The sequence below is a fragment of the Frigoribacterium sp. CFBP 13712 genome (assembly GCF_014842255.1).
Classification (GTDB): Bacteria; Actinomycetota; Actinomycetes; order Actinomycetales; family Microbacteriaceae; genus Frigoribacterium.
Map to the genome: position 1 here is coordinate 122659 of NZ_JACYVH010000004.1, position 23201 is coordinate 145859.

General features: G+C 72.7%; 23 protein-coding genes. 12 read left to right on the forward strand and 11 right to left on the reverse strand.

The features are described from left to right. Positions 1 to 47 precede the first annotated feature (47 nt). Positions 48 to 437: a phage holin family protein gene (locus IFT51_RS08925; RefSeq protein WP_192060736.1), complete on the reverse strand. Its 390-nt coding sequence runs from the start codon at positions 435 to 437 to the stop codon at positions 48 to 50. Positions 438 to 546: 109 nt separating this feature from the next. Then, a complete protein-coding gene (locus IFT51_RS08930) occupies positions 547 to 984 on the reverse strand; it encodes an Asp23/Gls24 family envelope stress response protein (protein WP_192060737.1) in 438 nt (145 codons plus the stop codon). Positions 985 to 1236: 252 nt separating this feature from the next. On the opposite strand from IFT51_RS08930, the gene IFT51_RS08935 reads away from it, so the two are divergent. From IFT51_RS08935 to IFT51_RS08950, 4 genes are all read left to right on the forward strand, one after another. Next, positions 1237 to 1758 carry an RNA polymerase sigma factor gene (locus tag IFT51_RS08935; RefSeq protein WP_192060738.1) on the forward strand — a complete coding sequence of 174 codons (522 nt, stop codon included), beginning with the start codon at positions 1237 to 1239 and terminating at the stop codon, positions 1756 to 1758. Next, positions 1748 to 3028, forward strand: a complete 1281-nt coding sequence (locus tag IFT51_RS08940; RefSeq protein WP_192060739.1) for a hypothetical protein — start codon at positions 1748 to 1750, stop codon at positions 3026 to 3028. The genes IFT51_RS08935 and IFT51_RS08940 overlap by 11 nt, the downstream gene beginning before the upstream one ends. Continuing rightward, complete coding sequence (locus tag IFT51_RS08945) at positions 3025 to 4161, forward strand: NAD(P)-binding domain-containing protein (RefSeq protein WP_192060740.1); 1137 nt, start codon at positions 3025 to 3027, stop codon at positions 4159 to 4161. The genes IFT51_RS08940 and IFT51_RS08945 overlap by 4 nt, the downstream gene beginning before the upstream one ends. Positions 4162 to 4346: 185 nt before the next feature. Then, positions 4347 to 6041 carry a ribonuclease J gene (locus IFT51_RS08950; protein ID WP_192060741.1) on the forward strand — a complete coding sequence of 565 codons (1695 nt, stop codon included), beginning with the start codon at positions 4347 to 4349 and terminating at the stop codon, positions 6039 to 6041. Between the two features lie 127 nt (positions 6042 to 6168). On the opposite strand, the gene IFT51_RS08955 is transcribed toward IFT51_RS08950, so the two are convergent. After that, positions 6169 to 6684: a MarR family winged helix-turn-helix transcriptional regulator gene (locus IFT51_RS08955; RefSeq protein ID WP_192060742.1), complete on the reverse strand. Its 516-nt coding sequence runs from the start codon at positions 6682 to 6684 to the stop codon at positions 6169 to 6171. A gap of 292 nt (positions 6685 to 6976) precedes the next feature. Then, positions 6977 to 7345 carry a DUF4406 domain-containing protein gene (locus IFT51_RS08960; protein ID WP_243215237.1) on the reverse strand — a complete coding sequence of 123 codons (369 nt, stop codon included), beginning with the start codon at positions 7343 to 7345 and terminating at the stop codon, positions 6977 to 6979. Positions 7346 to 7401: 56 nt separating this feature from the next. Between IFT51_RS08960 and IFT51_RS08965 the strand changes: the two genes are divergently transcribed. After that, positions 7402 to 8166 (forward strand): DeoR/GlpR family DNA-binding transcription regulator, encoded by a 765-nt coding sequence (locus tag IFT51_RS08965; protein WP_192060743.1) that lies wholly within the window; start codon positions 7402 to 7404, stop codon positions 8164 to 8166. A gap of 14 nt (positions 8167 to 8180) precedes the next feature. Here IFT51_RS08965 and IFT51_RS08970 read toward each other — a convergent pair whose 3' ends face one another. Next, complete coding sequence (locus tag IFT51_RS08970; protein ID WP_192060744.1) at positions 8181 to 8483, reverse strand: hypothetical protein; 303 nt, start codon at positions 8481 to 8483, stop codon at positions 8181 to 8183. A gap of 83 nt (positions 8484 to 8566) precedes the next feature. Between IFT51_RS08970 and IFT51_RS08975 the strand changes: the two genes are divergently transcribed. The 3 genes from IFT51_RS08975 (at position 8567) to IFT51_RS15570 (ending at position 11618) form a co-directional block, all read left to right on the forward strand. Then, positions 8567 to 9193, forward strand: coding sequence for an ATP-binding cassette domain-containing protein (locus tag IFT51_RS08975; RefSeq protein ID WP_192060745.1), 627 nt, complete (start codon positions 8567 to 8569; stop codon positions 9191 to 9193). Beyond that, entirely contained in the window at positions 9190 to 10686 is a 1497-nt protein-coding gene (locus IFT51_RS08980; RefSeq protein WP_192060746.1) for a hypothetical protein, read from the forward strand. The genes IFT51_RS08975 and IFT51_RS08980 overlap by 4 nt, the downstream gene beginning before the upstream one ends. Positions 10687 to 10838: 152 nt before the next feature. Beyond that, a complete protein-coding gene (locus IFT51_RS15570; RefSeq protein WP_192060747.1) occupies positions 10839 to 11618 on the forward strand; it encodes a CPBP family intramembrane glutamic endopeptidase in 780 nt (259 codons plus the stop codon). 69 nt (positions 11619 to 11687) lie between these two features. On the opposite strand, the gene IFT51_RS08990 is transcribed toward IFT51_RS15570, so the two are convergent. Genes IFT51_RS08990 through IFT51_RS09000 form a run of 3 tightly spaced genes read right to left on the reverse strand, consistent with a single transcriptional unit; the run spans position 11688 to position 14429 of the window. Further along, positions 11688 to 12584, reverse strand: coding sequence for a nucleotidyl transferase AbiEii/AbiGii toxin family protein (locus tag IFT51_RS08990; protein ID WP_192060748.1), 897 nt, complete (start codon positions 12582 to 12584; stop codon positions 11688 to 11690). Then, complete coding sequence (locus IFT51_RS08995) at positions 12581 to 13669, reverse strand: type IV toxin-antitoxin system AbiEi family antitoxin domain-containing protein (protein ID WP_192060749.1); 1089 nt, start codon at positions 13667 to 13669, stop codon at positions 12581 to 12583. The genes IFT51_RS08990 and IFT51_RS08995 overlap by 4 nt, the downstream gene beginning before the upstream one ends. Before the next feature lie 58 nt (positions 13670 to 13727). Next, positions 13728 to 14429, reverse strand: coding sequence for an alpha/beta hydrolase (locus IFT51_RS09000; protein ID WP_192060750.1), 702 nt, complete (start codon positions 14427 to 14429; stop codon positions 13728 to 13730). 164 nt (positions 14430 to 14593) lie between these two features. On the opposite strand from IFT51_RS09000, the gene IFT51_RS09005 reads away from it, so the two are divergent. From IFT51_RS09005 to IFT51_RS09020, 4 genes are all read left to right on the forward strand, one after another. Further along, positions 14594 to 16750, forward strand: a complete 2157-nt coding sequence (locus IFT51_RS09005; RefSeq protein WP_192060751.1) for a serine hydrolase — start codon at positions 14594 to 14596, stop codon at positions 16748 to 16750. 104 nt (positions 16751 to 16854) lie between these two features. Continuing rightward, complete coding sequence (locus IFT51_RS09010; protein ID WP_244637109.1) at positions 16855 to 18291, forward strand: sensor histidine kinase; 1437 nt, start codon at positions 16855 to 16857, stop codon at positions 18289 to 18291. Further along, complete coding sequence (locus IFT51_RS09015; RefSeq protein WP_192060752.1) at positions 18288 to 18980, forward strand: response regulator; 693 nt, start codon at positions 18288 to 18290, stop codon at positions 18978 to 18980. Before IFT51_RS09010 ends, IFT51_RS09015 begins: the two co-directional genes overlap by 4 nt. Positions 18981 to 19131: 151 nt before the next feature. Next, positions 19132 to 20037, forward strand: coding sequence for an NmrA family NAD(P)-binding protein (locus tag IFT51_RS09020; RefSeq protein WP_192060753.1), 906 nt, complete (start codon positions 19132 to 19134; stop codon positions 20035 to 20037). A gap of 361 nt (positions 20038 to 20398) precedes the next feature. Here the strand turns inward: IFT51_RS09020 and IFT51_RS09025 are convergent, their stop codons facing one another. The 3 genes from IFT51_RS09025 to IFT51_RS09035 all read right to left on the reverse strand — a co-directional run bounded on the left by IFT51_RS09025 (position 20399) and on the right by IFT51_RS09035 (position 23105). After that, a complete protein-coding gene (locus IFT51_RS09025; RefSeq protein ID WP_192060754.1) occupies positions 20399 to 21496 on the reverse strand; it encodes a phosphate ABC transporter substrate-binding protein PstS in 1098 nt (365 codons plus the stop codon). A 206-nt stretch (positions 21497 to 21702) separates the two neighbouring features. Continuing rightward, positions 21703 to 22473, reverse strand: a complete 771-nt coding sequence (locus IFT51_RS09030; protein WP_192060755.1) for an SCO1664 family protein — start codon at positions 22471 to 22473, stop codon at positions 21703 to 21705. Then, positions 22470 to 23105, reverse strand: a complete 636-nt coding sequence (locus IFT51_RS09035; protein ID WP_192060756.1) for a DUF3090 domain-containing protein — start codon at positions 23103 to 23105, stop codon at positions 22470 to 22472. The genes IFT51_RS09030 and IFT51_RS09035 overlap by 4 nt, the downstream gene beginning before the upstream one ends. Between the last annotated feature and the right edge of the window lie 96 nt (positions 23106 to 23201).

A 23201-nucleotide genomic window follows, 5' to 3' on the forward strand; every position in this document is an offset into this window, starting at 1 on the left:
CATGGACGGACGCGGGCTGGCCCGGTGCCGAGGAGGCGCGGGTCGGCTCAGTGCCGCCGGGTCAGGTTCTTGACGGTGTCGGCCGGCACCGGGGGCACGCCGCGCTTCAGGGCGCGCAGGCCGCCGGCGAGCACGAGGGCGGCCGCGACGGCGAAGACGGCGAGCACGACGAGGGTCGCGGCCCAGAGCGGCAGGACGAGCGCGAGGGCCGTGACGCCGGCGGTCGCGGCGAGCGCGACGGTGATCAGCGCGAGGACGACCCCCAGGACGACGAGCACGATGCCGGCGCGAGCGTCACGCGCCCGCCCGGCGATCTCGTCGCGGGCCGCGCCGATCTCGGTGCGGACCGCCCGGATGACGGGGTCGATGGCCTTGCTGCCGATCTGGCCGCGGAGGCGGTCGGCGAAGGAGGTCTCGGGGGTGCTGTCGTCGGTCATGGTGGCTCCTGGTTCGAGGGTCTGAGGGCAGACGGACGGCCCCCGCCGAGGGTGGGCGGGGGCCGTCCGGAGGGTCACCGGCCGTGCGGCCGGAGGGTGTCGCGAGCGACTACTGGACGCGGCTCTCGTCGGCGTCGTCGTTGTCGTCCGAGGGGATGTGCACGTCGGAGACGGTGACGTTGACCTCGGCGACCTCCATGCCGACGACCTGCGTGATGGCGTCGGTGACGGCCTTGCGGACGTCGTCGGCGACCTTCTGCAGCTCGACGGGGTACTCGGCGACGATGACGATGTCGGCGGCGACCTGCTTCTCGCCGACCTCGACGGAGACGCCCTGGCCGCGGTCCTGCTGGTTGACGACGTTGCGGATGGCGCCGATGGCACGGGCCGCGCCGTTGCCCAGGTCGTGGACCCCGGGCACCTCGCGAGCAGCGATCCCCGCGACCTTCGACACGACGCCGTCGACGATGGTGTTCTTGCCGGCCGCGTCGGAGGCGGTGTGCTTGGCGGCGGCGGTCCCGGTCGTGGCGGGGGTGACGTTGCTCATGATCTCTCCTTGTTTTGTTCCTGACGACGCGGGGGCGAGCGGCCCGGGCGTCGAGTCCGTGAAGCGGACACATCATTCAGACGCATCCATCGGGGCAGGGGTCACGCCCCCTCAGCGAGCTTCCAGACAGACGCCGCCGAGCACTCGTTTCGCGGCCAAGCGGTTTCGGAAGAGGGATTCCGGCCGATTCGGTCAGGATCGGCGTTTACGCGACACTCCTCTAGTGAGGGGGTGGATGTGGATCCGCACACGATGAGCGACGCTGACCTGATCAAGCGCGCTGCGACCGGCAGCAGACAGGCGCTGTCCGCGCTGTTCGACCGGTACGCCACGACGGTCACGCGGTACGCGTGGGCTCTGGCGCCGAGTCGCATGGACGTGGAGGAGATCGTGCAGGACACCTTCGTCACGCTCTGGAAGAAGAGCAACGGGCTGACCCTGCCGACCGACTCGCTGCTGCCGTGGCTGCTGGTGGTCTGCCGCAACCACGCTGCGAATCAGCGCCGCAAGCTCGCCCTCGCGGCGGCGGATGCGCTGCCCGACGACCTCGTCGCGCCCGATGGGGCCGAGGCGCGCGAGATGCTGCGCTTCGTCCGCGAGGCCATCGACGCCCTCTCGCCCGACGACCGCGCCATCTGCGAGCTCTGCCTGATCGAGGGCCTCTCGTACCGCGAGGCCGCCGACCGTCTGGGCATGACCGTCGGGGCGGTCACCAAACGGGTCTCCCGAACACGCTCGCGACTGCGAAAGGCGGTGACGCACGATGAACACTGAGCCCCCCACCGGTGACGACCTCACCCGCATGCTCGTCTCGATGAAGAAGGACGTCCTCGAGCGGGCCGCCGACACGACCCGTCGTCGACCCGGTCGGCGCTTCGGCATCGCGTTCGGACTCGTCGCCCTCATCGGACTGGGCAGTGCCGGCGGCGCCGTCGCGATGGGCTTCGTGCCCTCGCCCTTCGAGGGTCTCGCGCAGCCCGAGCCGTCGGCTTCCGTCTCGGCTCCCCCGGCCCCGACGCCCACCGCGACCCCGACGCCCGAGCCGAGCGCGCCTCCTTCGACCCAGCCGGTCGGCGGCACGCCGCAGCCGTATCTGCCGATGGACTGCGCGACCCTCGCGACCGAGTCGTCGCTGACGTCGCTGCTGCGCGCGCCGGAGCTCGCGCAGGAGGAGGGCCTGGTCTTCACGCCCCGTGACGCGTCGCTCCGTCAGAACGGAGTCCAGACCTGCCAGTGGACGTCGTCGAGCGAGGCGGACTTCGCCGTGTTCGAGGTCGACATCAGCCTCGACGACCCGGCGTCCGCCGACGCCCTCGCCGCCAAGCGGGAGGGCGGCGCCGGCGCCGACCTCGGACTCGGTGACGACTCGGCCCTGGCCTGCGGTGACGCTCTCCGCTGTGCAGCCACCGTCGTCGTCGGCGACTACTGGATCGAGGCCGGCTACGAGCAGTCGCAGGAGTTCGGCGGCGACACGACCGATCTCGTCGTGGCCCAGCTCGGACGGATCGCCGACGTCGTGCGCCCCCTCGAGGCCAGGGCGCCGTGGGCCGCCGACGCCGCCTCGCGACGCTGGGTCGCGACGGGTGATTGCTCGACGCTCGACCTGGTCACGCCCCTGGGGACGATCTTCGCGGACCCGTCGCTGGACGCATCATGGTCCGAGGCCAGCCCGGACGGTCGCAACGCGCTCGTCGCCGCAGCCTCCGACGAGTACGACTGCCAGTCGGAGGGCACGACTCAGGACGACGACGGCCTGCCGATCTACACGAGCATCCAGGTGAACGTCTCGGCCGGAGCACGGTGGGGTTACGAACGGTTCCGCGAGTACGCCGTCGCCGGACCGGGCGCATCCGACGGGTTCACGACGGTGACGGTGACGGGTGCCGAAGACGGGCTCCTCCAGTGCGACGGGATGTCGAGCATCTGCTACCTCGACGTCCTCGTCGACGACTCGTGGATGCGCGTGATCTACGAGGGGCCCGTCGACGCCGGTCAGGCTCCGCGACTCGTGCAGGTCGCCGAGAGCGTCATCGCCGCGCGATGAGCGCACGGAACGCGACCGTCGTCGTCGTGGGCGGTGGGCAGGCGGGGCTGTCGGCCGCCCACCACCTGCGGCGTCGCGGCTTCACATCGGCGCTCGACGCCCGCCCGACCGACGCCCCGGGCGACCGCACCTTCGTCGTCCTCGACGCCGACCGGGCCCCCGGAGGCGCGTGGCAGCACCGCTGGGAGTCGCTGCGGATGGCCACGGTGAACGGCATCTTCGACCTGCCGGGCATGCCGCTGCCGCCGGTGGACCCCGGCGAGCCGAGCCGCCTCGCGGTCCCCCGGTACTTCGCCGCCTACGAGGCCGCCGAGGGGCTGCCGATCGTGCGCCCCGTGCACGTCGACCGGGTGCGCGCGGTCGACGACGACCCCGACGGCGACCTGCGGGTCGACACCACCGCGGGAGCCTGGGAGGCGCGGGTCGTCATCAACGCCACCGGCACCTGGAACGCACCCCGCGTCCCCGACCTGCCGGGGCGCGACGTCTTCACGGGCAGGCAGCTGCACACCCGCGACTATGTCTCCGCCGACGAGTTCGCCGGTCTCCGGGTCGCCGTGGTCGGCGGCGGCATCTCGGCGGTGCAGCTGCTCGACGAGATCAGCCGCGTGGCCACGACGCTCTGGTACACGCGTCGCGAACCGGTGTTCCTCGACCACGACTTCACGCAGAGCCTCGACGGCGTCGACGTCGAGCGCCGGGTGGCGGCCGACGCCGCGGCCGGGCGCGAGCCGGCCAGCATCGTGTCGTACACCGGCCTCGGCTGGACCTCGTACGCCGTCGAGGCCCGCCGGCGGGGCGTGCTCGTCCGTCGCCCGATGTTCGCGGCGCTCGGTGCACGGCACGTCATCGAGTCCGACGGCTCGAGCACGAGCGTCGACGCGGTCGTCTGGGCCACGGGGTTCCGCGCCGATCTGAGGCACCTCGACGGTCTCGGGTTGCGCGGCCCGCTCGGCGGCGTGCCGCTCGACGGCACCGCCGCCCGACTCGACCCCCGCGTGCACCTGATCGGCTACGGCCCGTCGCAGTCGACCGTCGGCGCGAATCGCGCGGGTCGGGCGGCCGTCACCGCGGTCGCCCGCCGCCTCGCCGACGAGGGCGGTGCGGCGGACAGCGGGGGCGTGCGAAACTAGGAGCCTCGGCCCTCGACGGCCCGCGACGCGTTCGCGCCCTGACTTCTCGCACCACCCGAGATCGCTGGCACCTGATTCCCGATCTCCGCTCCACCATCCGCATCAAGAGCACCACCCGTACGACCACGCGCACCTGGCCCAGAGGTGCGGCCCGCAGAACCCACCTCAGAGACAGAAGATCCTCTATGCAGACCACCAAGCACTCCCTCGACCTCAAGAAGCCCCAGCCGCTCAAGCGCGGCGCCCTGCGCGTCACGCCGCTCGGCGGCCTCGGCGACGTGGGTCGCAACATGACCCTCTTCGAGAACAAGGGCAAGCTGGTCGTCGTCGACTGCGGCGTGCTCTTCCCCGAAGAGACGCAGCCCGGCATCGACGTGATCCTGCCCGACTTCACCCCGCTGCGCGACCGTCTGAAAGACGTCGAGGCCATCGTGCTGACGCACGGTCACGAAGACCACATCGGCGGCGTGCCCTACCTCCTCAAAGAGCGCCCCGACATCCCGCTGATCGGCTCCAAGCTCACCCTCGCGTTCATCACCGCGAAGCTGCAGGAGCACAAGATCACCCCGATCACGCACGAGGTCGCCGCGGGCGACCGCCACCAGGCCGGCCCGTTCGACCTCGAGTTCGTGGCCGTGAACCACTCCATCCCCGACGGTCTGGCCGTCGCCCTCCGCACGAGCGCCGGCATCGTGCTGCACACGGGCGACTTCAAGATGGACCAGTTCCCGATGGACAAGCGGATCACCGACCTCAACCACTTCGCCCGTCTGGGCGACGAGGGCGTCGACCTCTTCATGACGGACTCCACCAACGCCGAGGTGCCCGGCTTCACCACCGCCGAGAAGGACCTCGGCGCGGCGATCGACCGCGTCTTCCGCGAGGCGCCCAAGCGCATCGTCGTCTCGAGCTTCGCGAGCCACGTCCACCGCATCCAGCAGGTGCTCGACACCGCTCACAAGCACGGCCGCAAGGTCGCCTTCGTCGGTCGCTCGATGGTGCGCAACATGGGCATCGCGTCCGACCTCGGCTACCTCAACATCCCCAAGGGCCTCGTCGTCGACCTCAAGCAGCTGAGCAAGATGGCCGACAACAAGATCGTGCTGATCTGCACCGGCTCGCAGGGCGAGCCGATGGCCGCGCTGTCGCGCATGGCGAACCGCGAGCACATCATCAAGGTCGGCGAGGGCGACACCATCCTGCTCGCCAGCTCGCTGATCCCCGGCAACGAGAACGCCATCTACGGCGTCATCAACGGCCTGATCCGCTGGGGCGCCACGGTCGTGCACAAGGGCAACGCGAAGGTGCACGTCTCGGGTCACGCCAGCGCCGGCGAGCTCACCTACTGCTACAACATCGTCAAGCCGAAGAACGTCCTGCCCGTGCACGGCGAGTGGCGCCACCTCACGGCGAACGCCGACCTCGCCGTCGCCACCGGCGTGCCGGAGGACCGCGTGCTCGTCGTCGAGGACGGCGTCGTGGTCGACCTCGACCGGGGCCGCGCCAGCATCGCCGGCCGCATCCCCGCCCCGTACGTCTTCGTCGACGGCGCCACCATCGGCGTCGCGACGGAGGACGCGCTGAAAGACCGTCTCTCGCTCGCCGAAGAGGGCCACATCACCGTGCTGGGCATCTTCGACGAGGGCACCCAGAAGCTCGTCGACCCGGTCGAGTTCCTGCCCCGCGGCTTCGTGGAGGAGGCCGGCTGGATGTCGCAGGCCGAAGACGTCGCGACCAAGGCGCTGGCCGAGGCCACCGCACGCGGTCATGTCGACGGAGCCGGCGCCGAGAACGCCATCGCCGACGGGCTGAGCCGCTGGTTCCTGCGCCGTCACCGTCGCACCCCGGTCATCACGACCGTCGTCGTCGACGCCGACTGATCACCCCTGTCGCATGAAGAGGGCCCCGGCATCAGCCGGGGCCCTCTTCCGTCGTCAGCGCCGGCCCAGGCGGGCCGGGTGAAGCGCCCCCGGGCGCCCCACCCGCCCGGGGCTTCGGACTCCGGGCTCAGACCTCAGGAGGCGCACCCGAGACGAACCCCGTGGTGATGCCCGAGAGCAGGGCGACCATCCGCCGCGATTCGCGGTCCGAGAGAGCCGCCACGCGGGTCATCGCGATCAGGGATCCGGTGCCTGCCGCGCTCGCGACGGCGTCGCGGACGACGCGGGTGAGGTCGAGGTGCTGCCCCCGGCCGTCGCGGGGGTCGGGCCGTTTGGTGATGTACCCCCGGGCGGCGAGACGGGTGACGATGATGGAGGCGGCGCCGGTGGTGACGCCGAGATGCGCGGCGACGTCGATGACCCGGGCCTCGAGTCCGCGACTGCCGAGGCGCGCGAGGTACTGCACCGTCGCGAGCTCGCTGGCGCTGACGGCCAGCCTCCGTCGGAGACGGGCGCGGTACAGAGCCTCGGCGTCCTGCATCTCGTAGATCGCGGCGAGCACCCGGCCCGATGCCGACAGCGGATCGAGGGCCTCGTCGTCGGGAGGCTGTGTCAGAGAAAGAGGTGACGCATCGGAACCCATCAGGACCTTTCGAATCGGTCCGCGAGCATCCGTCTGGTCTCGGTGAACATCCGCAGAACGACATCGAAGCACAGTCGACAGCACCCCCGCTCCCCCTCGACGCGACGAGACAGGCGACCAGGCATACTTTTTCAACCAGTTCCTGTTAAAGAGCCTGGCCGAGTAGGGGAACGGCTGTCGTGCAACTAGACAGGGGTCAGCCGAACCGGTCCTCTTCGGGTGAGAACCGGCGCCGACTCTTCGGGGAGTCGATCGGCGAGGCGGGCGGCTCGTAGGGGTACGCGCCCCCGCCTCACCTCACCCCGGGCACGTCGGCCAGGTCGTGGTAGACGGGCAGGCCGCGAGCCTCGGCGATGGCGACGTCCTGATCCGCCCCGCGCGACGAGCCGGGGAGGCGCAGCACGGCATCGCAGCGCTGCAGCAGTCTCTCGGCGGTCGGGTACATGACCTGCGCCGCCAGCGGATCGGTCGGCCCGGAGGCCCCCGCGCTGCGGAGCACGGGCAGGGCGACCCATTCGCCGATCACCGGCAGGTGACCCGCCTCGAAGAGCGGCCAGGCCGCCGTCTCGAGACGCTCGAGGTTCTGCTGCATCAGAGCGGGGTCGCCGTCGGTCCCCGACGCGTACGGGCCGGCGATGAGGATCATGAGAGAAGTGGTCATGCCCGTACACTAGGGCAAACACGAACAAACATGCACAATCGTGAAAGAGTGAGAACATGTGGGCAGCAGAACGACGAGACGTGCTCCTCGAGCGGTTGCGCCGCGACGGGCGCATCGTCGCGAAGGACATCGCGGTCGAGTTCGGCCTCTCGGAGGACAGCATCCGACGCGACCTCCGCGAGCTCGCCTCCGAGGGGCTGCTGACCCGCGTCTACGGCGGCGCCGTCTCGGCCTCGCCCGCCGTCGCCGACTACGCGACCCGGGCCGACATCGCGACCGACAGCAAGCGCCTGGTCGCGGCCGCGGCTCTCGATCTGCTGCAGCCCGGGGCGACGGTGATCCTCGACGGGGGCACCACGACCCTCGATCTGGTCCGCCTCCTGCCGACGACCCTCGAGCTGACGATCGTCACGCACAGCCCGACGATCGCGGCCGCGCTCCTCGAGCACGACGCCGACGTGATCCTGATCGGCGGTCGGCTCTTCAAGCACTCGGCGGTCGCGATGGGCGCGGCCGCGGTCGAGTCCGCGTCGCGGGTGAACGCCGACCTGTTCCTGCTCGGTGTGACGGGCATCCGCGCATCCACCGGTCTCACCACCGGCGACCCGGAGGAGGCGGCGATGAAGCGGGTCCTCGCCTCGCGGGCCGCCGAGACCTGGGTGCTCGGCAGCGGCGAGAAGATCGGCGCCGCGTCACCGCACCAGGTGCTGCCGCTCGACGGCGTCTCCGGTCTGGTGCTCGACGTGACGGGCGGCGGCGAGGCCCTCGCCGACCTCCGTGAGACCGGCACCCGCATCGTCGAGGCCGGCGGGCGGGCCTGACGACCGGGCCCGGGTCAGGGCGTCGTCGTCGGCGCCACGCGCTCGAGCAGACGCAGCAGCTGATCGGCGACGAGCACGGGGGCGGTCACCGAGAACGGGGATCCGGACTCCGCCCGCACGGTGAAGCGGGTGCCCTTCGACTGCACCTTGTGCGACCACTCGCGACCCTCGGCGATGTCGACCGACCGACGCACCTCCGAGTCGGACATCCAGTGGCGGATCTGGACGAAGGCGCCGAAGTCGCAGGCCATGTACGAGTGACCCTCGTGCGACCACTTGAAGCAGTTCAGCATCTCCATGGTCAGAAGGTAGGGCACCCGATCGCTCCGCCGAAAGCCAGCACGACCTAACCCGTCCCGCCGAGCGGCGGGCGGCGGGGCCCGGCCGCTACCCTCGACGCATGATCGATGCCGACGGAGTGGCTGTCGCCACAGGCGGATCGACGCTGCTCCCGCCCGTCTCGGTCGTCGTCGGCCCCGGGGAGGCGCTGGTCGTCCGGGGCGGGAACGGCGCGGGCAAGACGACGCTCCTGCGGGTGCTGGCGGGCTCGCGTCGACCGACGAGCGGAGTCGTGCGCATCGACGGCGACGCCGTCGATCCGTGCGATCGTGGCTTCCGCCGACGCGTCGCCTCGATGATCGGACTGCCGCCGATGGCACCCGATCTCACGGTCGCCGACCACGTGCTGCTCGTCGCCGCCACCTGGGTCGACGAGTCGACCGCCGGATCGCTCGCGGGGTCGGTGCTCGCCGAGCTCGGCCTGAGCACGCTCGGGCGCAGGTTCCCGCACGAGCTGTCGTCGGGGCAGACGCAGCTGTTCGGCCTCGCCCTCGTGCTCGCCCGGCCGTTCGACGTCCTCATCGTCGACGAGCCGGAGCAGAGACTCGACCCCGAGCACCTCGAGGTCGTGGGCCGAGCACTCCGCGCCCGCCGCGACGGCGGTGCGACGCTCGTCGTCGCCACCCACAGCCGACCGCTGGCCGAGGCGATCGGCGACCGCTTCCTGCAGCTGGACCCGGCGGCATGAGCCCGCGCCCCCGCTCGGCCGTCGCGATCTGGCGCGCACGCTCGACCACGACGACCGGCGACCGCCTCTACCTCGGCTACCTGCTCGTCGCGGTGGCCGGAGTCGTCGTCGCCCCGCTCGCACGCGCGCTGTGGCAGGGCCTCACCGGCGCAGAGGGCATCGCCGCCCTGACGACGTCCACCGCGCCCGCGTCGGCGGGCCTGATCGTCGCCGCCGTCTGGGCGGCCGCCCTGCTGCTCGGGCGGGAGCGCGGGCCCGCGCTGCTGCCGCCGTTCCTCCTCCATGCCCTGGCGACCAGCGACCTGCCCTATCGCGTCGTCTTCCGCGGCCCGCTGCTGAGATGCGGGGCGCTCGTGGTCGCGATCTGCACCGGCGCGGCGGGCCTGACCGGCGCCTCCCTGGCTCATCGGGGGTTCGCGAGCGCCGAGCAGGCCGTGGTCTTCACGATCGTCGGGGCGCTGGTCGGCGTCGTCGCGACCGCGGCCTGGCTGGCCGGGCAGACGCACCCGCGGGTCGCCCTGCCCGTCGCGATCGGCATCGTCGCCCTCGCGAGCGGCGGCCTGTCGTCGCCCGCCCTGCAGGCGAGCACCCCGTGGGGCTGGGTCGGCCTGGCCTACCCGCTCGGCACCGCCCCTCCTCCGTCAGGGGCTCTGGCCGGGCTCGTCGCACTCGTCCTCGTGGCCGTCGCCATGGTGCCGGCCCTGCTGTCGCGGCTGCACCCGGCGGAGACGGCGGTCCAGGCGGCGCGGTGGCAGGCCGCGACGAGCTCGGCCCTGGGCACGGAGTTCGGGGCGGCGGCGACCGTCTACCGGAAGGCGCCCCACGTGGGCCGTCGCGTGCGGGCCGTGCGACCGGGGCACGGTCTCGGCGTCGCGTTCTTCGTGCGCGACGCGATCGGTGCCGCCCGCACGCCCGGTCGACTCGTCGTCGGGCTGATCGCCCTGGGGGTCGGCGGACTGCTGCTCGGCTACGCGGTGGTGTCACCCGGCCCCGGCTGGCTGCTCGGTGCTGCGGCCGGGCTGATCGTCTTCGCCGCGACGGGGCCGCTCACCGACGGCATCCGGCACGCCGCAGCGGTGGCGGCCGACGTGCCGCTCTACGGCATCGGCGACGGGAGGCTGCTCGTCTCGCATTCGCTGCTCCCCCTCGCGGTCGTCGTGCTCGTGCTCGTCTCGGCCGCGGTGGTGGTGTCGCTCTCGGCGGCGAGCGGAGCCCCGATCCTGTCGGCGATGGCGCTCGGGGTGACGACCCTGCTGCTCCGGGTCGGTCAGGCGCTGAAGGGCCCGTTGCCACCGGTGCTCCTCACCCCGATCTCGTCGCCGATGGGCGACCCGATGGCGGCCGTCCGCGTGCTCTGGTCACTCGACGGGCTGCTGTTCGCCGCTGTGATCGGCGCCGCGGCGACGGTCGGGCTCGACGCGCCGCTCGCCCTCCTGGCCGCTGCGGGCCTCGTCGCCGGTGTCGTCGCCCAGCGCTGGCGCCACCGGGCCTGACCCCTCCCGCCGAGCGGCGGGCGGCGGGCGGCGAGCGGCGAGCGGCGGGCGGCGGGATCTCATCCGTCCGGTCGAGTCGCGGCGGCGACCCGTCGCCCACACTGGGGTCGCGGCCCCGACGCGCCGACCGGACGCCGACGAGAAGAGGACCCGTGAGTCACGAGCACGCCCCGACGGCGCCACCCGCACCTCCTGCCGCCGTCGACCGGCGCGACGTCCGTCCGCAGGGCGTCGACGGAGGCATGCTCCCGTCGCTCCGCCCCCGCGCCACAGTCGCCCTCCTCGCGATCCTCCTCGCCGCCACGGTCGTCCTCTTCGGGGCCGTCGTGCTCGGGCTGCTGTTCATCCCCGGTGCGCGCGCGGCCGCCGTCCCCGTGCTGGCGGCGGCGCTCGTCGCGCACCCCGTGGTGATGCTGCTGACGCTGCATCTCGGTCTCCGTCGTGCGGGGAGCGGATGGCGCGACGTCGGTCTGCGACGGCCCACCGCCCGGATGCTCCATCTGCTCTGGCAGATCCCGTCGATCTTCGTGCTGCTGCTCGTGGTCCAGGGTGCCGCCGTGGCGATCACGGGGGCTCCCGCCGGCCGGGGCGACGCCGTCGACACGCTGTTCGGCGGGACGAGCACGGTCCAGATCGTCGCGGCGTTCGTCGGGGTGGCCCTCCTCACCCCGCTGTGGGAGGAGGTCGTCTTCCGCGGGCTCGTCCACGGCGGGATGCGGCGGCGCCTCGGCCCGCTGCCGGCGTCGCTGATCAGCGCCGCGATCTTCGCCGCCTGCCACGGCGTGCCGATCCTGCTGCCGTACATGCTCCTCCTCGGCCTGTCGCTCGCCTACTTGCGCGAATTCCACCGGACCCTCTGGGCACCGGTCTGCATGCACGTCGTCCTGAACACGGCTGCGACCGCGGTGACCCTGGCGGCCGTCTCGGGCTGAGCAGCGACATGATCGTGCTCCCAGAGGAGGACCGCGTCGAACCCGCCCGCCTCATCTCCGCTTGACGCGCTACGCCCACGTGCTCCGAACGGGGTCCCATCGGCCAGACGTCACGGAGCCGTCGAGGACCGGCGCGACCATCCGGTTCGCCAGCGCCTCGGCTTCCTGCCAGGTGAGCTCGAGATCCGGGGCCTTCTTCGCGACCGTGGCGAACGTGCCTCGGATGGAGCTGGACGCATCGATCGCAGTGAAAGGATCCAGGTGACGAGTGGCTGTCTGAACGTCGAGCGCCTCGCGCAGCATCGTCGCGTCGCAGGGCAGGTTCTGAGCGATGAGGGCGAGGTCCACGAGGTCCTTCGCCCGCGAGGAGCGCCCGTCGCCACCATGGTGTCGCTCCATCATGGCGGCGACCTTGTCGGCGATCTGCTGCTCGACGGCGATCATCACGTACTCCGGCGCGGGGACGTCGCGACCGAGGGGAACACGGAAACTCGGATTCGCCCGGACGGTCGCGGCTCCAGCGCGGTCGTGGATCGCGAGGTCGAGCTTGACCCGCTGACGGGTGCCGACGGCTTCATAGATGAGTTTGATCATCGTCACATTCGGCTGGTCTGCACTGCCTGAACCTTGGTTCTTGCCGACGCGGACGAAGCGGAGGCGATCGCCGTTGTCGCGCTCGAGGAGTCCGTCCAGAGCCGTGACCGCATCGTCGACGCTGGCTGCGACGGTTTCGAGGTCGATGTCGACCGTCGCCCGGGCACGGGGGATGAATGCGAGCATGCGCGTTCCCCCTTTCAAGACGAACGGACCCTCTCCCTCGAACACACGAGACAGCAGACGGTCGAAGAGGAGCAGCTGCTGAAGCGTCGCCGACTGGACGCCGACGGCTGCAGCGCCGTTCTTCGCAGCTGACCGGATGGCCGCCCAGGTGGCTTCCGGCGTCGCGTAGCCGTCACTCTCAGTCATCGGACCTCCTCGTCGATCGTCTCGCGGTCGACCTCCCCGCTTCGCGCACGGCCCTCCGGTCGCCCTCCCGTCTGCACCGCAGTTCGCGCGCTGTGCTGCGCGAGGTCGCGCAGCATTGCCTGGATGGCTGGCGGCAGGGCGATCTCAGGCAGCGCCGCGCTGGGGAGCTTCACGCGGGGAGGATACGGCGACAGGTATCCCCTCAGGGCTTCGCGGGTGGGGGCTGTCAGCCGCCGCACCTGTTCGTCGAGCTGCTTGCGGAAAGGGGCCATCATCCGCTCGGCCTGTTCGTCGAGCTGCTCTCGCAGGGGCGCGAACGTGTCGGGGCCCATTCCTTCGACAGATGCGTTCAGCTCGAAGAGGATCGGGGCGAGGGCTTGCTGCATCTGCTGGCCGAGCTCAGCGCTCAGGCGTTCCGTGAGGTCGGTCCTGACGACGAGGTCCTTGAGGCGTGCCGCGTCGACGCCGGCGAGTGTCCGCAGCTCGGCATACACGTCGGTGCCGTTCGCGTGACCCAGTCGCTTCGCGTGGGCATCGAGGTGTCGGACGAGAGCCGGGATGTCGAGGTCGTCGTCGGAGCGTTCCGCGTCGCCCAGAGCGTCGGCGACGAGGGAGAGGTCGCCCTCGTCCAGGAGATCTGCGATCGTGCGCTCTCGGGTGGTGACGGGAAGGCCGTCGAGGATCATCACGTCGGCCCGAGACAGGTGGCGCCGGCTGTAGCGCACGTCGTCGTGCGCGGTCTGACGGCGCTTCGCCGTATAGAGCAGGTACGGGGCCGGGTAGAGGTCCCCGATCTCGTGGACCCACGCTGCGGCGGCGCCACCGACGACGACATCGGGGTCGACGAGTCGATCGCGGGCGATGGCTGCAGGATCACTGGCCAGCCACGCGGCCCGAATGTCATCCAGACGATCCGTCGGCACACCGGGCAGCCGGTAGACGCCCGGTCGCATCCGTTCGAGCGTGCCTGCCTTCTCGCGTCGCGCGATCGTGCTTCGAGCGATGCCCTCGCCGTTCGCCTGGACAGCAGTGAGCATCCCCCACTGGCCCGCGGCGAGGCCGGCTAGACGACCCTCCGCTGACACAGACATGCTTAGAGTGTACGCGCTAGCGCAACAAATTCAGCATGCCGAAGCGGCCGTCTCACCCTCGGCGGGGCGACCCCGCTGCGACGGCGAGCACCGTGGCTATCGTCCGCGGCAGCGCCAGCACCCGGAAGTGCCCGCCCGCCGACAGCCGTACGTTCTCGGCCCCCGGCAGCTCGCTGCCCTCGGGGATGTGCGGATCGAACTCCCCGTAGATCGAGACGATGCGGCTGTTCACGCTCTCGTCGCGTCCGAGCAGCATCGTCGTGGCGTCGCGGGGCGAGAACGCGCGGAGGGTCGACAGCGGCAGCCAGCGGGCGTACCTCGACCCCGAGAAGGGCGCGCAGATCGCCACCATCGTGTCGACCCGGCGGTCGGGGTCGAGCCGGGCCATGACGTACTTGCCGATCAGACCGCCCTTGCTATGGGCGACGATGACCACGTCGCGGAGATCGTGCCGCTCGAGGTGGGCCGCGACGTCCCGTGCCGCCGCCTCGACCGGGCGGCCGTTCCAGCGGAGCGCCGACAGCACGTGCACGGGATGCCCCTCGGAGTGGACCCGCGCGATCAGCGGACGGAGGAACGCCCAGGTCTCCCAGACGCCGGGCACGACCAGCACGGGTCTCCCGTCGCCCGCGAGGTACTCGGCCTCGCCCCTCGGTGCGAGCACCGCGCGCAGCTGCCAGTGCGCGGCGTAGGCGTAGTCCCGCACCCACCAGACGAGGAGGCGCGCGAGACGGGACGGGGACGGCGCGGTCACGGGGATGGGGCCTCCAGAGACGACTCGACGGGCGCAGGGGTCGCCCCGGAGTGTAGGCGCGGGCCGGGGGCGACGCGCGGGCCGGCCGCCTACGACTCAGGTCGTAGGCGATGTCCCGACCTGCGCCTCCTGTGCGACGGGGCCGCGACGGCGAGCGTAGAGGCATGACAACGACACCGACCATCCGACCGCCGCGGCGTCGCCCCCGTGCGCCGCGCCTCCTGCCCCGACTCGCCGCCGCGACGGCCGCCGTCGCCCTCGCCCTGCCGCTCGCCGCGTGCTCCGCGGGGGCCGCGAGCGGCGCGACCGCCGACACCGCGCCTCCCGCCCCTCCCCGCCACCAGCCCGGCGGGCACACCCTGACCGCCGACGACGTCGACGGCTGGCTCGACGGGGCCGTCGGCTCCGCGCTGCAGACGACGGGGATCCCCGGGGCGTCCGTGTCGGTCGTCTCGGGCGGCGAGCTGCTCACCGCACGGGGCTACGGCGTCGCCGACACGGGCACCGAGAGCGGGACGGTCGTGCCCGTCGACCCCGACGAGACCCTGTTCCGCGTCGGCTCCGTCTCGAAGGTCGTCTCGGCGACGGCGATCATGCAGCTCGTCGAACGCGGCGACCTCGACCTCGACGCCGACGTGCAGCAGTACCTCGACTTCGACCTCGACACCCCGAAGGGCGCGATCACCCTGCGGCACCTGCTGACGCACACCGCGGGCTTCGAGGAGGTCATCTCGGGCCTGATCGGCACCCCCGGCAGCGAGGTGTCGCTGCACGACGCCGTCTCGGCCGCGCCGCCCGCGCAGGTCTACGCGCCCGGGACGACGCCCGCCTACTCGAACTACGGCGCCACCCTCGCCGGCTACATCGCCGAGCGGGTCGGAGGCGAGCCGTTCGCCGAGCTGCTGCAGCACGACGTGTTCGAGCCGGCGGGGATGACCTCGTCGTCGTTCGAGCAGCCGCTGCCCGACGCCCTCGACGCCCGCCTCGCGAAGGGCTACGCCGACGACTCGAAGCCGGCGTCGCCCACGGAGGTCGTCAACGCGGCCCCCGCCGGCGCGATGACCTCGAGCGCCACCGACATGGCCCGCTTCATGCTCGCCCACCTCGGCGAGCTGCCCGACGGGGCCTCGCTGCTCGGCGACGACGCGCTCGCCGAGATGCACCGCCCCGCCCTCGACTCCGACGACCTCGGCACCCTGGCCGCCGGGCAGCGCATGGACCTCGCGTTCTTCGACGACAGCACCCCCGGTGTCCCGGCCTTCGGGCACGACGGCGACACCCAGGTGTTCCACACGGCCATGCGGATCTTCCCCGAGCACGACGCGGGCATCTTCATCACGATGAACGGCAGCGGGCGCTCGGCGACCGACTCCCTGGACCTGCGGACCACCGTGCTGCAGGGCTTCGCCGACCGCTACCTGCGCGACGCGGGTGAGAGCACGGGCGGCAGCGCAGACGAGAGCGCCGACGAGAGCGACAGCCGAGGAGGCGCGGGTGCGGTCGCGGAGAGCGGCTCCGACGCCGAGTCGGCCGGCTCCGACGCCGCCGCGCTGGCGGGCACGTACGTCTCGTCGCGCTCGCCGGTGACGAACTTCGGGTCGCTGCTGGCGCTCAGCGGTCAGACCGTCGTCGCCCCGCGCGCCGACGGCACCGTCTCGGTCACCCCGAAGCCGCTCGGGGTCACCACGGGCGTCTACGAGCAGGTCGAGCCCGACCTGTGGCGCGAGGTGGGCGGAGACGCCGTGCTCGCGACGCGGACGGACGACGCGACCGACCCGGACGCGGCCGTGACCGCCATCTCGTGGGGCGCCTCCTTCACCATGCTGCGGGCGGAGCCCTGGCAGGCGGCGTCGGTCGCCCTGCCCCTCGTCATCGCCTCCGTCGTGGTGCTGCTGGTGTCGCTGATCGTCTGGCCCGCGACCGCGCTCGCCGGTCTCGGGTCGCGCTCCCGCCGTGGCACCGCCCCGGTTCCGGGCACCGCCGTCGCGCCCCGCACCGCACCGCGCCGTCGCGACCGGACGCTGCTGCTCTCGCGGCTCGGGCAGGCGTCGACGATGCTCGCCCTCGTCGGCTGGGCGGTCGTCGCCGTGCAGGCCATGTCGTTCGCCGAGGTGTCGGCCACGACCCTGCGGGTGCTGCAGGCGCTTCAGCTGCTCGGCGTGCTGGCCGTCGTGCCCGCCGCGATCGTCGCGTGGCAGGCCGTCCGGGCACGACGCGGCTGGGCGGTCGTCACCGGCCGGGTGCTCGTCGTCGTCGCGCTCGTCGCCCTCGCCGGGTTCGCGTTCGCGTTCCGCCTCATCGCTCCGAGCGTGAGCTTCTGATGCACGGGCCGACGACTCCTCCACAGGGCCCTCCGGGGGGCGACCGCTCACCATCGCGGTCGGACGGCGCCACCGCGCCGACCGGCACCTGGCATGCTCGGACGATGACATCGCACCAGGCCGCCGACGCCGGGGCTCCCGACGCCGGGGCCCTCGACACCGGCGCCCTCGCCCCCGGCGCCGGCATCGGCCCCGGTGTCGCGACGATGCGGCGGGTGCTCGGTCGCCTCGGGGTCCGCTCCCCTCTCGGTCGCGACATCGTGCTCGCCGCCGTGTGGGGCGTGGTCACCCTCGCCCTGCTCGGCGGGCTCCTCGCCACCGGCGAGCTCGGCGTCGCGCCGCGCGGGCCCTCGAGCCCGCAGATCACCGTGATGGTCGTGCTGGCCGTCGTCCAGTGCGCGCCGCTCGCGCTGCGACGGGTCAGACCGGTCGCCGTGCTGCTGGTCGTCGCGGTCCTTCAGGCCGGTCTGCTGGCCGTCGTGCCGTCGGGCATCGCCCTCTGGACGGCTGCGCCCGTCGTCGCCGCCTACACGGTGGGCTCGCTCCGGTCGACGCGCGTCGCCGTCGGGGCGTCGCTCGGGGCGATCGGCGTCGCGACCGTCGGGGCCGTCGTCGGCGCGACCGACGTCGTCGCCCGGCGACTGGGCGGCGGCGACGCGGTCTCGACGCCCGGCGCGCAGCTGTACGGCGAGGGGGCCTCCGGCGTCGTCGTCGAGGTCCTCGCACTCCTCGCGACGGGCGTGCTCGTCATCGGGGTCAGCGCGGCCGTCGGCTCGTGGGTCGCCCTCCGGCGCAGCCACGACCGCGACGCCCGGGCGCGGGCCGCCGAGACGGTCGAGCACCAGGCGACGCGCACCCGCGAGGCGGTCGCCGCCGAGCGCACCCGCATGGCGCGCGAGCTGCACGACGTCGCGGCCCACCATCTGACCGGTCTCGTGGTGCAGGCGGGGGCGGCCGAGCGACTGGTCGACGCCGACCCCGACCGCGCGAAGGAGTCGCTGCGGAGCGTGCGGGCGCAGGGCCGCGAGACCCTCGACGCCCTCCGGTCGATCGTCGGGATCCTCCGCGAGACCGGCGACGACGCGAACGGCACCGTGCCGGTGCCCGGTCTCGGCGACGTGCCCGGCCTCGTCGACTCGGCCCGCGCCTCCGGAGCGGTCGTCGAGGTCCGGTCGCAGGGCACCCTGCCCGTGCTGGCGCCGCTGGCCGACGTGACGGCGTTCCGCACCGTCCAGGAGGCGCTGGTCAACGCCCGCCGCCACAGCCCCGGCGCGGTGGTCGAGCTCTCGATCGACGCGACCGCCGAGCGGCTGACCATCGTGGTCGAGAACGACCTGCCGGCCGACGGCGGCACGGAGCACACCCCCGGGTACGGACTGGTCGGCATGCGCGAACGGGCGGCGCTGGTCGGCGGAGCGCTCGAGGCGGGCGTGGCCGCTCCGGCCGGGGCCCGTGCAGCCGGGGCCGCACAGCGCTGGCGCGTGCGGCTCGAGCTGCCTGTCGAGACCGACACCGAGGTCACCTCCGGAGGCCCGGCGTGATCCGCGTGGTGCTGGTCGACGACCAGGCCATCGTGCGGACGGGGTTCCGGGTGGTGCTCGAGACGTCCGGCGGGATCGAGGTCGTCGGCGAGGCGGCAGGCGGGCGCGAGGCCGTCGACCTGGTCCGCCGGGTGCGACCCGACGTCGTCGTCATGGACGTCCGCATGCCCGCGGGCGACGGCATCGCGGCGACGCGGGCCATCGTCGGCGGCGGCGACCCCGCGCCGGGCTCCGCAGGGCCGGAGGCGCGGGTCGAGTCCCCCGCGCCTCCGGCCGTCCTCGTCGCCACCACCTTCGACCTCGACGAGTACGTGTTCGGCGCGCTCGAGGCCGGGGCCAGCGGGTTCGTGCTGAAGGACGTCGAGCCCGACGAGTTCGTCGCCGCCGTGCGGAGCCTCGCGGCGGGGCAGGCCGCCATCGACGGCGCGACGACCCGCCGGGTGATCGCCGAGTTCACCCGGCGCCGCCGCACGACGGCCGTCGAGCCCTCGCCCGACGTGCTCACCGAGCGCGAGCAGCAGATCGTGCGGCTGCTGGGCGACGGGCTCTCGAACGACGAGATCGGCGACCGGCTCGTCGTCGAGACGAGTACGGTCAAGTCGCACCTCACCCGCGTCATGACCAAGCTCGGCACGCGCGATCGGCTGCAGACCGTCGTCTGGGCGTTCCGATCGGGTCTGCTGCCCTGAGAGCTGCCCGCGACCCCGCTCGCGCCTCCCGGATCCCGCCTCCCCGACCCGCGCCTCCCCGATCCCAGCCATCGCCTCCCCGACCCGCGCCTCCCCCACCCGAGCCCTGGCGACCACCCGTCGACCGGCCGACAGATTGCGATCCGCAGCCATGACCACCACCCTCCTCGTCGCCGGCGCCACCGGAGACCTCGGTCGCCGCATCGTCCGCGAACTGCTCGAGCACGACGTCCACCTGCGGGTCCTGACCCGGCCCGGCAGCGACACGGCGGCCACGCTGTTCGGCGGCGACGACCGCATCGACGTCGTCACCGCCGAGTACACCGACCACGCGGGGCTGGCCGCCGCGGTCTCGGGCGTCGAGGTGGTCGTCTCGGCGGTCAGCGGCGTGCGGCCCGTGATCGTCGACGCGCAGCGGGCGCTGCTCGCAGCCGCCGTCGTGGCGGGTGTGCCGCGCTTCATCCCGTCGGACTACTCGGCCGACTACCGACGCATCAGCCCCGGCACCAACCGCAACTTCGAGCTGCGCCGCGAGTTCGCCGCCGACGTCGACGCCGCGCCGATCCAGGCGACGTCGATCCTGAACGGCATGTTCACCGACCTGCTGACCGGCGACGCGCCGATGATCCTCTTCGACCGCCGCCGGGTGCTGTTCTGGTCGTCGGCCGACCAGGTGCTCGACTTCACCACGAAGGACGACGTCGCCCGGATCACCGCGCTCGCGGCGCTCGACCCGCAGGCGCCGCGCGTCGTCGAGGTCGCCGGGTCGCAGGTGTCGGCACGGGAGGTCGCGGCGACGATGACCGAGCTGACCGGCACCCCGTTCAAGCTCCTCTGGGCCGGGACGACGGGCACGCTCTCGGCGATGAGCTCGATCGGGCGACGGCTGTCGAAGAGCGGCGACGAGACGTTCCCCGCCTGGCAGGGGATGCAGTACTTCGTCAGCATGTTCAGCGGCCAGGCGCAGCTGCACCACGTCGACGACGACCGCTACGGCCCCCACCGCTGGACGACGGTGCGCGACGTGCTCGAGCAGCACCTCGCGGCGCGCCCCTAGCCCGCGCCTCCTGATCCGATGGGGGTGCGGCGGGTTCCCGTCATCCGCGGCGGGTCAGCGCTGACCCGCCCGCGATGACACGAACCCGCCGAACCCGCACGGCGCCGCCCCGCCCAACCCGCAGCACGCCGCCCGGCCGACCCGCGCCTCCTGACCCGCGCCTCCTGATCCGATGGGGGTGCGGCGGGTTCCCGTCATCCGCGGCGGGTCAGCGCTGACCCGCCCGCGATGACACGGACCCGCCGCACCCGCACGGCGCCCCGCCCAACCCGCACGGCACCCGCACGGCACCCGCACGGCACCCGCTACGCGGCGAGGCCGCCACCCCGCAGGGGTGACGGCCTCGTGCTGGAGCGCGGTGCTACTTGATGAGCTCGATGGCGCTGGCGACCTCGGTCGACAGCTCGCTCGAGATGGGGGCCGAGCCGGCGGCGTCGGCGGCGACCTGCTGGCCGTCCTCGCTCGTGACGTAGCTGAGGTACGACTTGACGAGCTCGCCCTGCGCCTCGTCCTCGTACGACTCGCACGCGATCAGGTAGCTGATCAGCACGATCGGGTAGACGCCGGCCTCGGTCGAGGTGCGGTCGAGCTCGATGGCGATGTCGCCCTCGCCCCGGCCCTCTTCGCGCGGCGAGGCGTCGACGATGGCGGCGGCCGCGTCAGCCGAGTACTCGACGAACTCGTCGCCGACCTTGATCTTGGCGACACCGAGGTCACCGGCGCGCGAGGCGTCGGCGTAGCCGATGGTGCCGTCGCTGTTGGTGACGGCGTCGATCATGCCGGTGGTCTGGTTGGCGCCCTCACCGCTGTCGAGGGGCCAGACTCCGTCGGCCTCCTCGGTCCACACGTCGGGCGCCGTGGCGTGCAGGTAGTCGGTGAAGTTCTCGGTGGTGCCCGAGTCGTCCGAGCGGTGCACGGCGGTGATGGCCGTGCTGGGCAGCTCGGCGTCGGGGTTGTCGGCGGCGATCTCGTCGGCGTCCCACGTGGTGATCGTGCCGTTGAAGATGCCGGCGATCGTGGCGGGCGAGAGGTTGAGCTCGTCGACGCCCTCGACGTTGAAGATGACCGCGATGGGCGAGACGTAGGCGGGCAGCTCGACGATGTCGGTGTCGGGCGTGCAGCCGGCGAAGGTGCTCGACTCGAGCTCCTCGGCCTTGAACGCGCGGTCGGAGCCGGCGAAGTCGGCGGCACCCGAGATGAAGCTCTCGCGCCCGCCGCCCGAGCCCTGCGCGTCGTAGTTGACGGTGACGCCCTCGTTGGCGGTCTGGAAGGCGGCGACCCAGGCCTCCTGGGCCGACTGCTGCGACGAGGCGCCGATGCCGGAGATCGTGCCGGACAGGTCGGAGGATGCGCTCTCGGAGGGGCTGGTCGAGCCGCCTTCGTTCGAGGCGCAGGAGGCGAGGAGGACGGTGCCGACGGCGGCGATCGCCAGGACGGTACCAGTGCGCTTGAGTTTCATCGGGTTCCTTCGTGAGGTGCTGAAAGCAAGGGATTCGAGGTGCTCAGAAGAATCTGACTGCAGCTCGTGTCTCACTCACGTCCTGTCCGTGTCCTGTCGGTGAACGGACGGTCTCAGCACGGTCACGATCCGACGCGCGGGCGCGGAACATCGCCGGCGCAGAACGGCGCCGGCTCGGAGCAGCGTCAGCTCAGAGCAGCGTCAGCTCAGAACAGCGGCCAGGGCACCGCCGACGACTCCCCCGACGGTGCGGGGAACCGGCCCGCGCCCAGCAGGGTCTCGAGGCGCGCGATCGTCGCGACCCGCGCCTCCTCGGTCAGCAGGCCGGCCAGCTCCACGCCGAGGTCGCCGTCGAGGTCGGCGCGGAGTCGTCGGAGCGCCGCCGTCTCGTCGTCGTCGAGCTCGTCGCCGATCCAGCCCCAGAGGACGGTGCGGAGCTTGTGCTCGACATGGAAGGTCAGACCGTGGTCGACCCCGTGGCGGCGGCCGTCTGCGAGGGCGAGCACGTGGTCGCCCTTGCGGTCGGCGTTGTTGACGACGACGTCGAACACGGCCATGCGGCGGAGCGCCGTGCTGTCTTCATGCACGAGCGAGACGGGCCGGTCGTCTTCGTCGGAGCCCTCGAGCACCGTCCGCCAGCCGGTTCCCGGCACCTCGTCGGTCGGCAGCAGGTCGACGGCGGGGTGCTCGGGGTCGATCTCGCACCAGAGCTGGACCATGCCGGGCCCGTGCGGTCCGTCGCGCAGCCAGGTGCGCGGCACGATGTCCCAGCCCAGCGCCTCCGAGACGAGGTGGGCGGCCACCTCGCGCCGGGCGAGGTCGCCGTCGGGGAAGTCCCACAGGGGGCGTTCGCCGCGGCTCGGCTTGTAGACGACCTCGCGGTCGCCGATCAGCCCGACGAAGGTCGCGTTCGAGGCCGTGGTCAGTCGCGCCGTGAGCTCGAGCTCGGCACCGTCGAGGTCGACCTCGTCGGTCACCAGAGGTCGCCGGCGGGGCAGTCGTGGCCCTCGGGGTCGAGCGGGTTGCCGCAGCGCGGGCAGAGCGGACGACCGGCGCGGACGATGCCGAGCGTGCGGGTGGCGAAGGCCCTCGCGGTGCCCACGGGGATGCGGACGCGCAGCAGCTCGGCGGGCTCGACCGCCTCGGCCAGCATGGCGAGCTCGGGGTCGTCGGCGGACGGGTCGAACGAGAACCCGTCGAGACCGCCACCGGCACCGGGCTCGGTGTCGGCGGGCTCGGTGCCGTCGTCTTCGATCAGGGGGAACGCCTCGATGACCACCTGCGCGGTCGACGGGTCCCAGCCGAGGCTGATGGCGCCGGTGCGGAACTCGGGGGCGACGGGCTGGTCGAGGGGCTCGTCGTCGAGCAGCTCGGCCGGTGTGTCGGTGGGGATGGTCACGGGGTTGCCGCGACCCTCGGCCGCCTTGAGCTCGTCGAGCAGCTCGTCGACCTTCTCGGCGAGCACCGCGGCCTGCTGCTTCTCGAGCCCCACGCTGACGACGCGGGCCCCGGCACGGACCTGCAGGTAGAAGGCGCGTGCCCCCGGCTGACCGATGGTGCCGACGACGAAACGGTCGGGCCAGTCGAATCCGTGCACGATTGTTGGCATGCGCTCATCCTACGAGCGCGACCCGCCGAGTGACCCGGGAGGCGCGGTGCCGGTCAGGCGCGACCCGCACCTCCTGAAGGCGCGAGGCGCGGCCCC

Bases quoted from the DNA above. Each gene is read 5' to 3' on its own strand.
- IFT51_RS08925 (WP_192060736.1), bottom strand. From the start codon at position 437: ATGACCGACGACAGCACCCCCGAGACCTCCTTCGCCGACCGCCTCCGC.
- IFT51_RS08930 (WP_192060737.1), bottom strand. From the start codon at position 984: ATGAGCAACGTCACCCCCGCCACGACCGGGACCGCCGCCGCCAAGCAC.
- IFT51_RS08935 (WP_192060738.1), top strand. From the start codon at position 1,237: ATGAGCGACGCTGACCTGATCAAGCGCGCTGCGACCGGCAGCAGACAG.
- IFT51_RS08940 (WP_192060739.1), top strand. From the start codon at position 1,748: ATGAACACTGAGCCCCCCACCGGTGACGACCTCACCCGCATGCTCGTC.
- IFT51_RS08945 (WP_192060740.1), top strand. From the start codon at position 3,025: ATGAGCGCACGGAACGCGACCGTCGTCGTCGTGGGCGGTGGGCAGGCG.
- IFT51_RS08950 (WP_192060741.1), top strand. From the start codon at position 4,347: ATGCAGACCACCAAGCACTCCCTCGACCTCAAGAAGCCCCAGCCGCTC.
- IFT51_RS08955 (WP_192060742.1), bottom strand. From the start codon at position 6,684: ATGGGTTCCGATGCGTCACCTCTTTCTCTGACACAGCCTCCCGACGAC.
- IFT51_RS08960 (WP_243215237.1), bottom strand. From the start codon at position 7,345: ATGACCACTTCTCTCATGATCCTCATCGCCGGCCCGTACGCGTCGGGG.
- IFT51_RS08965 (WP_192060743.1), top strand. From the start codon at position 7,402: ATGTGGGCAGCAGAACGACGAGACGTGCTCCTCGAGCGGTTGCGCCGC.
- IFT51_RS08975 (WP_192060745.1), top strand. From the start codon at position 8,567: ATGATCGATGCCGACGGAGTGGCTGTCGCCACAGGCGGATCGACGCTG.
- IFT51_RS08980 (WP_192060746.1), top strand. From the start codon at position 9,190: ATGAGCCCGCGCCCCCGCTCGGCCGTCGCGATCTGGCGCGCACGCTCG.
- IFT51_RS08990 (WP_192060748.1), bottom strand. From the start codon at position 12,584: ATGACTGAGAGTGACGGCTACGCGACGCCGGAAGCCACCTGGGCGGCC.
- IFT51_RS09005 (WP_192060751.1), top strand. From the start codon at position 14,594: ATGACAACGACACCGACCATCCGACCGCCGCGGCGTCGCCCCCGTGCG.
- IFT51_RS09010 (WP_244637109.1), top strand. From the start codon at position 16,855: ATGACATCGCACCAGGCCGCCGACGCCGGGGCTCCCGACGCCGGGGCC.
- IFT51_RS09020 (WP_192060753.1), top strand. From the start codon at position 19,132: ATGACCACCACCCTCCTCGTCGCCGGCGCCACCGGAGACCTCGGTCGC.
- IFT51_RS09025 (WP_192060754.1), bottom strand. From the start codon at position 21,496: ATGAAACTCAAGCGCACTGGTACCGTCCTGGCGATCGCCGCCGTCGGC.
- IFT51_RS09035 (WP_192060756.1), bottom strand. From the start codon at position 23,105: ATGCCAACAATCGTGCACGGATTCGACTGGCCCGACCGTTTCGTCGTC.